General features: G+C 70.2%; 7 protein-coding genes and 2 tRNA genes. 2 read left to right on the top strand and 7 right to left on the bottom strand.

The features are described 5' to 3' along the window. Positions 1-476: 476 nt before the first annotated feature. The 3 genes from ACZ3II_RS21995 to ACZ3II_RS21985 form a co-directional block, all read right to left on the bottom strand. Positions 477-1784 carry a ferredoxin reductase family protein gene (locus ACZ3II_RS21995; RefSeq protein ID WP_465519561.1) on the bottom strand — a complete coding sequence of 436 codons (1308 nt, stop codon included), beginning with the start codon at positions 1782-1784 and terminating at the stop codon, positions 477-479. Between the two features lie 71 nt (positions 1785-1855). Next, a tRNA-Cys gene (locus ACZ3II_RS21990) sits at positions 1856-1926 on the bottom strand. A 25-nt stretch (positions 1927-1951) separates the two neighbouring features. Beyond that, positions 1952-2034: transfer RNA gene (locus ACZ3II_RS21985), tRNA-Tyr, on the bottom strand. A gap of 555 nt (positions 2035-2589) precedes the next feature. On the opposite strand from ACZ3II_RS21985, the gene ACZ3II_RS21980 reads away from it, so the two are divergent. Together ACZ3II_RS21980 and ACZ3II_RS21975 are read left to right on the top strand one after the other, a co-directional pair. Then, the gene (locus ACZ3II_RS21980; protein ID WP_465519560.1) at positions 2590-7296 is read left to right on the top strand and encodes an RHS repeat domain-containing protein; all 4707 of its coding nucleotides are present in this window, start codon (positions 2590-2592) and stop codon (positions 7294-7296) included. Next, positions 7296-7466, top strand: coding sequence for a hypothetical protein (locus ACZ3II_RS21975; RefSeq protein ID WP_465519559.1), 171 nt, complete (start codon positions 7296-7298; stop codon positions 7464-7466). Before ACZ3II_RS21980 ends, ACZ3II_RS21975 begins: the two co-directional genes overlap by 1 nt. Before the next feature lie 47 nt (positions 7467-7513). On the opposite strand, the gene ACZ3II_RS21970 is transcribed toward ACZ3II_RS21975, so the two are convergent. From ACZ3II_RS21970 to ACZ3II_RS21955, 4 genes are all read right to left on the bottom strand, one after another. Next, positions 7514-8515 carry a TAXI family TRAP transporter solute-binding subunit gene (locus tag ACZ3II_RS21970; protein ID WP_465519558.1) on the bottom strand — a complete coding sequence of 334 codons (1002 nt, stop codon included), beginning with the start codon at positions 8513-8515 and terminating at the stop codon, positions 7514-7516. After that, positions 8512-10551 carry a TRAP transporter permease gene (locus ACZ3II_RS21965; RefSeq protein WP_465519557.1) on the bottom strand — a complete coding sequence of 680 codons (2040 nt, stop codon included), beginning with the start codon at positions 10549-10551 and terminating at the stop codon, positions 8512-8514. The genes ACZ3II_RS21970 and ACZ3II_RS21965 overlap by 4 nt, the downstream gene beginning before the upstream one ends. A 51-nt stretch (positions 10552-10602) precedes the next feature. Beyond that, entirely contained in the window at positions 10603-10740 is a 138-nt protein-coding gene (locus tag ACZ3II_RS21960; RefSeq protein WP_465519556.1) for a hypothetical protein, read from the bottom strand. Positions 10741-11297: 557 nt separating this feature from the next. Then, on the bottom strand, positions 11298-13544 hold the full coding sequence (locus tag ACZ3II_RS21955; protein WP_465519555.1) for a beta-galactosidase: 2247 nt from the start codon (positions 13542-13544) through the stop codon (positions 11298-11300). Between the last annotated feature and the right edge of the window lie 35 nt (positions 13545-13579).

Below are 13579 nucleotides of genomic sequence, written 5' to 3'. Positions count from 1 at the left end.
CCCGTGCTCGCGATCTTGGGTGATGCGCACCGGCATCACCGGCCCAAGATCGGCAAGGCCCTCGATCTTGGATTCGGAACACCGGCTTCCCGGAGCGAGGGGCACAAGGTCGGACACGATCCCGATCTTGTGCGCCGCAATCCGGTGCTTCCTGCCCAAGATCGATAAGGCTCGCGATCTTGGTCAGGAAGCACCGGCACGAATCGCACAAGATCTGCCGGCGGGTAGATGAGCGAGCCGGTGACGTCATCACACAGCGATCCGGATCCTCCTGGCCTCCGAGCCGCACGCGACAGCCCCTCGGCTGACCGATCACCCCGCGCCGGTGACGGTGACGGTGCGTGTGGCGGTCCGAGAGCCACTCAGACGATGCGCCCTGACGGCCGGAGACCGGGAGGACGACTCCATCCGCGCGAGCGCGGGTGAGACGGTCGTGAGAGGACACCGCTGCGCCGGAGCGGCGCTTCGCGTGTGGATCAGGCGCCACCGGCCAGGCGGAACAGCTCGGCATGCACCTGGCGGGACGGGACCTTCAGGGTGCGCAGGGTGGCGAGGACCGCCCGGGTGAGGGCGGCCGGGCCGCACACGTACACGTCGCGGTCGGTGATGTCGGGGATCAGGCGGCGCAGGTTGTCCGGGTGGAACGGCTGGTTGGCGCCGCCGGTGCGGCCGGTGATCAGGTGGAGGCGGGCGCCGCGTTCGCGGGCGAGGTTGCGCATCTCGCCGAGGAGGACGGCGTCGGCGCCGCTGCGGACCCGGTAGATGATGATCACGTCGGTGCCGAGGCCGGGGTCTTCGAGGAGGGCCCGGACCGGGGTGACCCCGATGCCGCCGGCGATCATGAGGGTGCCGGGGCGGGTGCGGCGGGCCAGGGTGAACGCGCCGTACGGGCCTTCGGCGAACACCCGCGCCCCGACCGGCAGGTCTCGCAGCCCGGCGCTGGTCGTCCCGACGGCTTTCGCGGTGAGCCGCAGTGACCTGCCGTTCGGCGCGGCGGACAGGGAGAACGGGTTCACCTGCCACCACCGGTTGTGGCCCGGGAACCGCCACAGGAAGAACTGCCCGGCCCGGGCCCGGAGCCGGTCCAGGTCGCGGCCGGTGACGTGCACCGACACCACGTCGCCGGATTCGGGGACGACGGCGGCGACGCGGAGCCGGTGCCGCCGGTTGCGGATCAGCGGCAGGATCAGACGGCCGGTGAGCAGCGCGCCGATCGCGAACGTCCACAGGCCCCACCAGTAGATCCGGGTGATCGGGTTGACGGTGAAGGCGGTGCCCTCGTAGACCTGGTGCACGATGCCGAGCGCCAGCACCACGTACAGCAGCAGGTGGATGGTGTGCCAGGTCTCGTAGGACAGCCGCCGCCGGGCGGCCCGCAGGGACAGCGTGACGACCACGGCGATCACTGCCACGGCGATCATGCCGAGCAGCACCGGGATCTGACCGGCCAGGGACAGGACGGTGGCGGGCACCGGGGCCCGGTCGTGGCGGGCGAATCCGGCGATCACGAACGACGGGTGCAACAGCGCGAGCCAGAAGACGGTGAGGCCGGTCCAGCGGTGCCAGCCGGTCAGCCGGTCCATGCCGAACGCCCGGTCCAGCGCCGGCACCCGGGCGACCAGCAGCACCTGCACGACGAGCGCGAACGCGAGGTAGAGCCCGAGCAGCCGGCCGGCCTGCCCGGCAATGTCGGGCGCGGGCGGCCCGGCGGTGACGAAGAGCAGATGGATGATGGCGAGATTGACGAGCAGGAACACCCACACCACGGCGCGTACGAGGGTCATCCGGTCTCCCCTGCTGGACCTCCATCTTGCGGGGTGTACCACCGGGGACGCCATCGGGTTCACGACAAACGAGACCGCAGCCGGATTCGAACCGGCGTGGACCGCTTTGCAGGCGGTTCCCTGACCACTCGGGCATGCGATCGGAATCAATGCACAATGCATTTGCGTGCGGGCGGCAGGATTCGAACCTGCTCAGCGCTTGGCAACCGGTTTACAGCCGGCCCCGACTCTCCCACTTCGGCGCACCCGCTCGGATAACCACAGGTAGAACGAGAAACGCCGCCCACCCCGGACGGGGACGGGCGGCGTGGAGAAGATCGCGAGGGCGAACTCAGCCACACCACCCGGCGGGCCGGCAACAGGTGCGGTACATGGCTGGTCTCCTCAGACTCTCGCTCGAAGCTGGGCCCCACATTAGTAGCCGCCCCGAGAAAGGGCAACCGTAAAAATGACGGCAGGCCCCCGTCGCGGGCCGCGGATCGTAAATCAGGCCGGGAGAATCGGCATCTTGAGCGGGAAAAAATACATCGCCCGTACATCGCTAATTGATTTCCCTCATCACCGAGCCGGTCCGGGAAGTGCATTTAAGGCTATAAAACGGGCCGCAGAGCCGATGCTAAACCGCAGGTAGATGCCGTTGCGGTGGACTTTGCACCTTTATTCCGATCTTCTGAATAGATCGACGATCATTGACCCGATAAAACGTCTGCCCCTACGGTCTGATGATCGCTTCTCCCTATTCGGACCTGGAGGTCCAGCGATGAATCCTGCCCATTTTCGGCGGACCGCGCCGTGGAAGAGACGGATGGGGGTGGCGGTCGCCCTGACCGTCACCGTGGCCGGTGTCCCGGCGCCGGCACGGCCCGCGGTGGCCGCGCCGGCACACACGCCGTCCGTAGCGACGGCATCGGCGGCACCGGACTGCTCGCTGCCCGCACAACCGGACGAGGCGAGCGCGATGGCCGCGGCCCGGGCCTGCGGCAAGGCGGTGGAGAACGCCGGCGCCCGCTCGGAGACGCAGGACGTCGTCGCCAACCCGGACGGCACCTGGACCGCGAAGATCTTCGCGGGCCCGGTGCGGATGCGCGACGGCGCGGGCGCCTGGAAACCGATCGATCCGACCATGCGAGCGGAGGCGGATGGTTCGATCGCACCGGTGGCGCACCCCGGGGGCCTGCGCCTGTCCGGCAAGGCCGGTCCCGGCCAGCACGAGCTGCTGAGCATCGGGGTCGGCACGGAGCGGGTCGGCATCGGCTGGGACGGGCCGCTGCCCGAGCCGGCCCTGATCGGCAACCGGGCCGTCTACGCGGAGGTCCGGGCCGGCGTCGACCTGGTCGTGGCGGCCTCGGCGACCGGTGTCGAGCAGTTCTTCGTGGTGAAGAACCGCGCCGCGGCGGCGCATGTGGCGTCGCTGCGGGTGCCGGTGCGGGCGGCCGGGCTGTCCACCGAGGCGGACGGCAGCGGTGGCCTGATCTTCACCGATGCCCAGGGGCGGACGGTCGGCACCTCGCCCACTCCGGAGATGTGGGACGCGTCGATCGACCCGGCCACCGGCGGGCCGAAGCGGATCGCGAAGGTGGCCGTGAAGCAGACGGCACGCCAGGCCGGCCGGACGGATCTGGCGCTGAGCCCGGATCAGAGGTTCTTCGACGACCCGGCGACGGTGTACCCGGTGACCGTGGACCCGCAGATCAACCCGCTGGGCACCACGTTCGACACGTACGTCAAGCAGGGCGACACGACCGACCGGTCCGGCGCCAACAACCTGCAGTTCGGCCTGACCTCGGGCGACGTGGCCCGGTCGTTCGTCAGCTGGAACACCGGCGCGCTGGTGGGCCGCCAGGTCACGTCGGCGACCTTCCACTTCTGGAACTGGTACTCGCAGTCCTGCACGGCGGCGCAGTGGGAGGTGTGGACCACCGGCGCGGCGAACGCGAGCACCCGGTGGACCAACCAGCCGGCCTGGCAGACCCGGGAGGCGACCAGCACCGCCACCAAGGGCTTCAGCTCGTCCTGCAACGACGGCTGGGTCTCGGTGAACGGGACGTCGTTCCTGCAGCGGGCGGTGAACGCGAAGCAGTCCACGGCGCACATGGGGCTGCGGGCCACCGACGAGACGTCGGACAACAGCATCGGGTTCAAGCAGTTCCGCTCCAGCCAGCCGGCCGAGCCGGAGCAGCAGGGCCAGCAGCCGTACGCGGTGGTCAACTACAACAGCTATCCGAACGCCCTCGACGCGCTGAAGCTGCAGCCCGGTGACGCGGCCGAGACCGAGACCCGTACCCCGGTGATGAAGGGCGTGTTCAGCGACCCGGACGGCGGCACCGGGCGGGTGGACTTCGAGGTCTACGACCGGACCGGCGCGACGCTGATGGTGTCCGGCGCCGGGTCGGCGGTGGCCGACGGCGGCGAGTCGTCGTGGACGGTGACCAGCGGCAAGCTGAACGCGAACACCACCTACCGGTGGCGGGCCCGCGGCCATGACGGCAGTCTTGCCGGGCCGTGGTCGGGGTGGCGGTTCATGACGACCTCCGACGGCTCGCCGGCCGGCGAGCAGGGCCGGTTCTCGTTCCAGGAGCTGAAGCTCACCGACCGGCTCGAGCTGAAGGCCAACGTCGCCAACGGCAACCTGCTGCTCACGGCGACCGACCTGCAGATCCGCGGCACCGGCACGGACCTCACCCTGGACCGGTACTACAACTCGCGGGACACCTCGACGACCTCCCTCGGCAAGGGCTGGACGCTCGGCACCGCGCAGGACGTGCGGCTGAGCTACTCGAGGAGCGACCACGCGACAGCGGACGTCACCTACCACGCGCCGACCGGGTTCACCGCGAAGTTCATCAACAGCGGGACGAACTCCTGGCGTACGCCGCCAAGCATCGACGCCGACCTGACCCGTGACACCGGCACCGGTGAGCTGCGGCTGGAGTTCGACAAGAGCGAGGCGAGCTTCTTTTTCGCCGACAGCACCGGGCGGCTGCTGCGCAACGTCGACAAGAACGACAACAAGATCACTTTCGGGTACGACGGGTCCGGCAACGTCACCACGATCACCGACACCCAGAGCCGGGTCACCACGCTCGCCTACACGTCGGGCCGGCTGTCCTCGGTGACCGACCCCGCCGGCCGCCGGGTGGCCTACACCTACAACGGCGACCGGAACCTGGAGACCGTCACCGACACCGCCGGCGGCGTGACCCGCTTCGACTACACCGGCGACCGGCTCACCAGGATCACCACCGCCGAGGGCCGGGTCACGAACGTCGGCTACGAGCCGGACACCTCCCGGATGATCGACTACTTCGAGCAGACCAACCCCGGCGGCACCCCGGACGCGGCGCGCTGGACGTTAACGTACGCCACCGGCAGGACCGAGGTGACCGACCCCAACGGCAGCGCCACCACGGCCACCACCGACGGCGTCACCACCCACACCTACGAGACCCGCGACCGGGTCACCGAGGTCAAGGACGCCCTCAACCACAAGCGGTCCAAGAAGTACAACGCCAACGACAACGTCGAGAACACGACCGACTCGCTGACCAACACCACGTCGTTCGGCTGGGACCCGAACACCGACAACCTCACCTCGGTGGGCATCGCCACCGGCGCGAAGTCGTCACTGGCCTACAACAACACCTCGCACCCGCACTCGGTCAGCTCCTCGACCGACCCGCAGGGCAACACGAAGAGCTACTCCTACGACGTCAAGGGCAACAAGACGGCAGAGGAGAGCTCGCAGTACCCCGGCCAGAAGATCTTCGAGGCCGACCACAACGACAACGGCACCGTCAAATGGCAGGACGACGCCAAGGACGTGCGCACCAGCTACACCTACGACGCCAAGGGCAACCTGACCAAGGTGGACAACCCGGCGCCGCTCGGTGACATCACCATCGTCCCCGACAACCTGTCGCGCATGGCGGAGCAGACCGACGGCAAGGGGCAGAAGACCCAGTACACCTACGACCGGCTGGACCGGATCGACCGGATCACGTTCCACGGCGGCGCGGTCGTCGACTACGACTACGACAAGGACGGCAACCTGGTCCGGCTGAGCGACCCGACCGGCGTCACCGTCTTCACCTACGACAGGTTCGGCCGGCAGACCGCCAAGCAGCTGCCCGGGGCGGCGGCGATCGGCTACGAGTTCGACCGCAACGGCAACCTGACCCGGTACACCGACGGCGGCGGCACGGTCACCTACGCCTACAACGCCGTCAACCTGGTCACCTCGCTGCAGGAGCCCGGCGCGACGAGCCCCGTCACGTTCACCTACGACGACAACAACCGCCGCACCCACATGTACCTGCCGACCAGCCCACGGATCACCGTGAAGATGGAGTACGACAAGTCGGGCCGGCAGAAGTCGATCGTGGCCACCAACGACTCCACCGGCGCGAAGCTGACGTCGTTCAGCTACGACTACACCAAGGGCGGCGCCGACACCGCGCTGCGGAACGCGATGACCGACCTGTCCGGCACCACCAGCTACACCTACGACAAGTCGAACCGGCTCACCGGAGCGTCCGGGCCGAGCCTGTCACGCAGCTACGGCTACGACGCCAACTTCAACCGCACCTCGAAGACCGAGAACGGCGCCACCACCGACTACGACTACAACGACGCCCACCAGCTCACCAGCGGCGGATCCACGAGCTACCAGTACGACGCCAACGGCAACCTGACCGGCTCCGGCAACGGCTGGGCACTCACCTACAACACGGTCAGCAACCAGACCACCGGGATCACCGCGCCCGGCAAGAACCTGCACGCCCCGCTGCAGTACGGCGGAGCCGACCAGACCGAACGCCGCCGCGCCGGCAGCGTCCACTACACCACCAGCGCACTCGGCGTCGCCTCCGCCAGCCGGCCCGTGGCGACCGGCGTCAGCACGATGACCACCGTCGGCCCCGACGCCATCGAGCCGCCCTGGGGCACCTCCGACTACTACACCAGGGACAACACCGGGAACCTGATCGGTTTGCGCGCCAACGGGGTGCGGTACTACTACCTCGTCGACGGGCTCGGTTCGGTGGTCGGGCTGGTGAACACCAGCGGCGCCAAGGTCAACTCCTACAGCTACGACCCGTACGGCAATCAACTGTCCGCGTCCCAGCAGATCCACAACCCGTGGCGTTACGCCGGCGGCTTCTTCGACAGCTTCACCGGGCTCACCAAGTTCGGCGCCCGCTACTACGACCCGGGGCTGGGCCGCTTCACCCAGCGCGACCCCAGCGGAAAGGACATCCCCTACCCCTACGCCGGCTGTGACCCCGTCAACAAGAGCGACCCCACCGGCCTGGACTCGTGTGCCAGCTCAGCGTTCGGCTTCGGGGCGGCGGCCCTGGGCTGGACCGCGACCATCGGTGCGATGTTCTTCACCGCTGCCGGCGCCCCACTGAGCGGTGGAGCATCTCTGGTACTGGGCATCGAGATCGGGGTGTTCATGATCGAGACGCTGGCGATCGGGGACACCACCAGCGACTTCGTGGAGGACTGTTTCTAGTGGACGCGAGACGGCGAAAGACCGTTCTGTACGCGCTCTTTCTCGTCCTGGCGCTGAGCGGCGCCGGTCTCCTGGTGGTCAATCACGACGACCCGGTGGACCTGGCCCTCGGTGCGGTGATGGTGATCGGCGGGCTGGCCATGGCCGCCGTGCTCCGCCGGGACAGGTAAGGACGACGGGCCGGCCCGGTGGCGGTCCGGGCCGGCCGATCACGCGGCTACTTGGGTGCGCCCAGGTCGTCGAGGGCCTTGGCGGCGCCCCGGTGGATCGTCACCGGGGCGGTCTTGCGGGCCGTCTCCAGGCTGATCTCCTTGGCCGCCGCGTTGGCCTGCTCCAAGGTGCTCTTCTTGTCGAAGAGCACCTTGGTGAGCACACAGGCCACGTTCGCGTCCAGGTCCTCGCGGACCAGCAGGACGTTCGGGACCACGATGGTCTTCACGTCGGCCGGGGTCTGGTAGGTGGCCGCCGGGACGACACCCTCCTGATAGACCTCGTTGATCTTCTGCATCTCCGGCAGCAGCGGGGTGATGTCCAGGAACTCCACCTGGTCCTTGCTGGTGGTGAGCAGATCGGTGATGCCGGGCGTGGGCAGGCCGCCGGACCAGAACAGGGCGTCGATGCTGCCGTCCTTGATCCCGTCGACGGTCTTGGTCAGGTCCAGTTTCTGCGCCTGGACATCGGTCTCCGGTTTCAGGCCGGCCGCGGTGAGCAGCCGGTTCGCGATCACCTCGGTGCCGGACTTCGGGGAGCCGGTGGAGACCCGCTTGCCCTTCATCCCGGCGACGTCCTTGATCCCGGACGCCTTCCGGACGATCACCTGCGTGTAGTTGCTGTGGATCCGGGACAGCGCCGCCACCGGCTGCTTCTCCTTGAAGCTGCCGGTGCCGTTCACCGCGTCGGCCGCCGTGTCGGCCAGCGAGAACGCCACCCCGTACGTGCCGGCCACCAGCGCCTGGATGTTCTGCACCGAGGCGCCGGTCTCCGAGGCGGTGGCCTGGACGTTCTTGTTCGAGGCGTTGACCTGCTCGGCGTACGCGTTGCCCAAGGCGAAGTAGACGCCGGTGGAGTTGCCCGTCGCGATGCCGACCCGGGTGGCCTGGCCCACCTCGCAGGTGACCTCGCCTCCGGTGTCGGTGCTCGCCGCGTCCTGCCGGCCGCCGCACGCCGCGGTGGCGGCCGCGAGCGTGCTGACCAGCGCCCAACTCAGTATTCGTCTCATGCTTCCTCCGGGGATGACTGCTGCGAAGGCGAACTTCCAAGGGGGGTCTGAGGGGTACGCCCGGCGAAGGCGACCGCCACGGCCGCGAGCAGGGCCGTCACGCCGGCGGCGATCGTTACCGGCTCCAGGTAGAGCAGCAGCAGCCCGGCCAGGCCCGCCAGCACCCGGCTCACCGGCCCGGCCGCGCCGGCGCCCGGCACCCACGCGCCGGTCGCGACGGCCAGCGCGAACACCGCGAGCATCGCCACCGCCGTGGTCCACAGCACGCCCAGGACCGGGCCGCGGGCCAGCAGGTACTCGCCGTTGCCGGTCAGCACGAACGCGATCGGCACCAGGAACGCGGGCAGCGCGTACTTCAGCGCCTGCCACATCGTCGCGATGGCCCGGCCACCGGTGATCGCGCTGGCGCCGACCGCGGCGAGCGCGGTCGGCGGGGTCACCTCGGACAGCACCGAGTAGTAGAAGACGAACATGGCCGCCGCCGGCGCCGGCACCCCGAGGGTCAGCAGCGCCGGGCCGATGATCACCCAGCCGATGATGAAGCTGGCGGTGACCGGCACCGCCAGGCCGAGCAGGGCGAGGGCGAACGCGGCCAGCACCACGGTCAGCGCGAGCACCGCCCGCGGTTCGTCGGTGATCGCCTTCGCCCCGTTGACCAGCAGCGACGCCAGCTGGGCGCCGAGTCCGGTCTTCGTCGTGGTGGCGGTGATGATGCCGGCCGCGGCACACACCGCGACCACCGGCAGCACCCCGCGCACCCCGGCCGCCAGCGCCGCGAAGATCCGCGGCGGGGTCAGCCGGGCGCTGCGGTCCAGGAAGGACAGGGCGGCCGACAGGATCGTCGCGTACACCACCGAGCGGGTGGCGCTCTCGCCCAGCGCGAGCAGCACCACGATGACGATCAGCGAGGAGAAGTGGTACCCGAACCGGCCGAGCAGCCGCCACGCGCTGGTCGGCGGGGCGTCGATCGGGCGTACCCCGTACCGCCGCACGTCGATCTCCACGGCCAGCAGGATGCCCAGGTAGTAGAGGACGGTCGGGATCGTCGCCCAGCCGAGGACGGTCAGGTAGGAGACGTTCAGGTACTCGGCGACGATGAACGCGGCGGCGCCCAGCGTCGGCGGGGACAGGATCGCGCCGACCCCGGCCGCGGCCAGCATGCCGCCCGCCTGCTCGGCCGGATAGCCGGCCCGCCGGAGCATCGGCCAGGTCACCGCGCCGACACTGACGGCGGTGGCCGTACCCGATCCGGAGACCGTGCCCAGCAGGAACCCGGCGGCGACGGCGGTCCGGCCCGCCGCGCTGCGCGACCTACGGAACGCGGCCACCGACAGGTCGACGAAGAACCGGCTCGCGCCGGACAGGTCGAGGACCGCGCCGTAGATGGTGAACAGCACGATGTACGTGGCCGCCACGTCGAGCGGGGTGCCGTAGAACCCGCTGCCGGAGTTGAAAAGGGCGTCGACGATCTGCGCGAAGTCGAATCCGGCGTGCGCGATCGGCCAGGTCTGGGGAAGCAGGCCGCCGTAGTAGGCGTACCCCAGGAAGAGAAGGCAGACGAGGGGAAGCGCCCACCCGGTGGTGCGCCGGCAGGCCTCGACCACCAGGATCAGCAGCACGGCGCCGAAGGCGACGTCGGCCGGCGCGAGCAGCCCCTGCCGGTCCAGGAACGCGTTGTACCCGCTGACCACCGGATAGAGACAGACCACGAGGCCGGTGCCGGCGAGCAGCCAGTCGGTCACGGTGGGCGTCTCCCGCCCTTTGCCGGCCCCGCTCCTGTACGCCAGGAAGACCAGTGGCAGCGTCCCCGCCAGGAAGATGATCAGGTAGTACTGGCTGCCCTGCGACAGCGGCCGGAACACCTGCCACAGCACCAGCAGCGCCACACCGAACGCGACGACCGAGACGAGAGCCCCGACCCGGCCGCCGAGTTCCCGCGCCGGACGTTCCTCGTCGTCGTAGTGCACGGCCGGCGCACCGGCCTCCACTTCGGCCAGGCGCTGCGCGGACCGGGCCGAAGATCGATCGTCGCCCATGAAACGGACAGTACTATGCGGTCTCCTCCCGGGTCATGATCGCCACCCGCTCTAACGGGCGATCTCGAAGCGGCGGACCGCGCCGGTCAGGCCGCCGGCCATGCCGGCCAGCTCGTGGGCGGCGGCGCGGGAGCTGTTCAGGCCGGAGGCGGTGGCCTGGGCCGCGTCGGCGACCTGCGCCTCGGGCAACCGTGGCTCCGTGCAAGGCTCCTCCACGGTTGCCCGAGGTCCCGTCAGCCGGGCGCCGAGGGCGAGAACGCGATTCTTACCGTGTGGGCTCTCCAACGAAGCGCGCGCCCGATCTTGGGGATCTGACACCGCAGCCGAGCGCACAAGATCGAATTACCGCCCTTTCTTGTGCGCTGAGCTGCGGAAATGCGATACCGCCTGCCCAAGACCGCCAGCTCTACCGATCTTGGGCAGGGAATGTCGGCGCGAATCGCACAAGATCGCCTGTGCGGGCCGATCTTGGTGGTGGCAGACGCGGAGGCCAAGGACGCGGCGGGAAACGGCTGGGCGTTGTAGTCCCCGCCGATGATCACGGCCCGGAAGGCCACGGGACGCTGGAAAGGCCGCCGGTGAAGCTGAAACGCCATGGGAAACCGGAAACGCCGCGGGAAACGGGAAACGCCGCAGGGAAACCGGAAACGCCCCAGTAGGCCAGGAATGCCCCGGTGAGACCGAAACGCCGCACGGTAGGCCGGGAACGCGGCGCTGGTGGCGCCGCGCTCCCAGGGCTGGCGGAGTCAGATGGCGGTGGAGACAGTGCGGGTGATCAGCTCGACGGTGTCCAGGGACAGGAGCTGGGTGTCGGTGGTGCGGAGGCGGGCACGGGCGGAGTCCGGGACCGCGACCGGGGAGCCCGCGGCCAGCGGCAGCACGTGCAGGGTGAGCTGCGTGCCGGGCAGGTAGCCGGCGTCGGTCAGGTTGATCAGCCAGGTGGAGCCGTCCCAGTAGCGGTCGGTGACGGTACGGCCGTCGATGCGGAGTTCGGCGACGTCGCCGGCCCAGACGACACGCAGGAGCGGGTCGCGGGCGGGGTCGGTGGCCGGCAGCCGGAGCCGGTAGACGGCGGCCAGCTCGTCGAACACGTCGGCGGCAGGGGCGGACGGGCGGCCCTCGTGCTTGCCGTAGGTGACCGGGACGGTGGGGGCGGCGGGGCGCAGCTCCTCGACGGTCACCGGCTCGGTCGCCGGGGGGAACGGCTGGGGGACGGTCACGTCGGCGAAGGTGCGGGTGGCGGGGTCGTAACGGCGTACCGAAGCAGGCTTCCCGGCTTTGACCGTGATCTGACCGGACGCGTCCCACTGCAGCTCGTCGTCGGTGAGGAACAGGCGGCGGCCGCCGTCCTCGGTGACCCACACGGAGGCGGCCAGGGCGGCGGGGAGGACGAGCACGTCCAGGCCTCCGAACCGGAGCGGCTCCGGTCCGGGGGTGATCCGGTGGACCGTGCCGGAGACGCTGATCTCCGGGTCGATGCCGGGTTCGGCCACCAGGACCAGGGTGGGGACGTCGCCGGGGAGCAGGGTCAGGGCCGACGCGGTGGCGTAGGTGACGGTGGCGCCGCCGGCGGTGAGGTTCAGCGGCCAGCGGGCCAGCGTGCCGGCCGGGATGTCGATCGGCGCCGAGGGGAAGGTGATCCGCCGGTCGCCGAGGGCGGCGGTGAAGCGGGCGCCGCGGTAGGCCGGCAGCGGGAAGTGCGGCTGGTGCCAGGAGACGAAAACGAAGCCGCTGGTCCCGTCGCTGCGCAGGGCCCAGCGCAGCGTGGACGAGTCCTCGACGCCGGTGGGGCGGACGTCGGGGAGGCTGGACGGCATGTCGGCCAGCGATGCCCCGAAGGCGGACAGGAAGGCGTGCTGGCGGCGCAGTTCGGCGTGGCTGGGCGCGAGCACGCCGGCCTCGCCGATCGGTGCGTGGAAGTCGTACCCGAGGCGGGCGATGTCGTTGGGGTAGCTGGTGGCGTGTGATTCCTGCAGGTCGGGGCCGGGGTTGGTGCCGCCGGCGTACATGTAGTAGCCCTGCCAGGCCGACCCGTTGCCGATCTTGCAGTGGGCGATGGCGGCGACGTCGAGCGCCTCCGGGCGCGGGCGCCGGTGGTACGCCGTCGCCATCCCTCCGCCGAGTTCGCAGGTGGCCGCCGGGAACTCCTCGGACGGGGTACGCGGGCCGCCGGACGCCGCCTCGATCGCCTGGGCCCGCCGCACGTCCGCGCCGATGCCCGCGTCGTCCCAGACGTGCGAGAAGAAGTAGTGGTCGCGGAACGTCGGGTCCCACGGCGCGTCGGCGTCGACCCAGAAGCCGTCGCCGTAGCCCCCGTAGAGCGGGAGGACCTCCTCCGCGGGCAGGTCGGCGCCACCCCACGCGGTGGCGGTCCAGAGCGGCGCGGACATCCCGGCCTCGCGGGCCAGCCGTTTCAGGGTGACCAGGTGCCGCGGCTGGTCGTACAGCTCGTTCTCCAGCTGGATGCCGAGCAGCTTGCGCCCGGACTTCCCGAGGGCGGCGCTGATCTGGCCGAACCACTCGGTGACCAGGCCGAGATAGTCCGGGTCGTCGGTGCGGTGCCGGACCGGCGCCTGTTGCACCCAGTCGGGGAAGCCGCCGTTGCGGGACTCGCCGTGCACCCACGGCCCGATCCGGAGCACCATGTCGAGGCCGGTCTCGGCGACCAGGTCGACGAAGGCGGCCACGTCGAGGTCACCGTCGAAGCGGGCCACGCCGCGGGCCGGCGAGTGGTGCAGCCAGAAGACGTAGCTGGCGACGACGGTGACGCCGCCGGCCTTCATCTGCCGCAGCCGCTCCGCCCAGCGTGCCCGGGGCACCCGGCTGTAGTGCAGCTCGCCGGAGACCGGGATGACCGGAACCCCGTCGCGGCTCAGGTAGCGGTTGGTCAGCGACAGGCCGGGGCGCGCGTCCTCGACGTTGCTCATCCGCGGCCGGCGCAGGGGGGTCGCCCAGTCTTGATGGCGGACGGAGAGCGGCTCGTGCCCCGACATGGATCAGCTCCTTGCGACTTGACTGTAACCGGTCA

The organism is Actinoplanes sp. NPDC019969, from assembly GCF_055562375.1.
The sequence above is the reverse complement of the archived record's forward strand: the minus strand, read 5'-3'. Positions and strand labels throughout refer to the sequence as shown.

Bases quoted from the DNA above. Each gene is read 5' to 3' on its own strand.
- ACZ3II_RS21995 (WP_465519561.1), bottom strand. From the start codon at position 1,784: ATGACCCTCGTACGCGCCGTGGTGTGGGTGTTCCTGCTCGTCAATCTC.
- ACZ3II_RS21980 (WP_465519560.1), top strand. From the start codon at position 2,590: ATGGGGGTGGCGGTCGCCCTGACCGTCACCGTGGCCGGTGTCCCGGCG.
- ACZ3II_RS21970 (WP_465519558.1), bottom strand. From the start codon at position 8,515: ATGAGACGAATACTGAGTTGGGCGCTGGTCAGCACGCTCGCGGCCGCC.
- ACZ3II_RS21965 (WP_465519557.1), bottom strand. From the start codon at position 10,551: ATGGGCGACGATCGATCTTCGGCCCGGTCCGCGCAGCGCCTGGCCGAA.
- ACZ3II_RS21955 (WP_465519555.1), bottom strand. From the start codon at position 13,544: ATGTCGGGGCACGAGCCGCTCTCCGTCCGCCATCAAGACTGGGCGACC.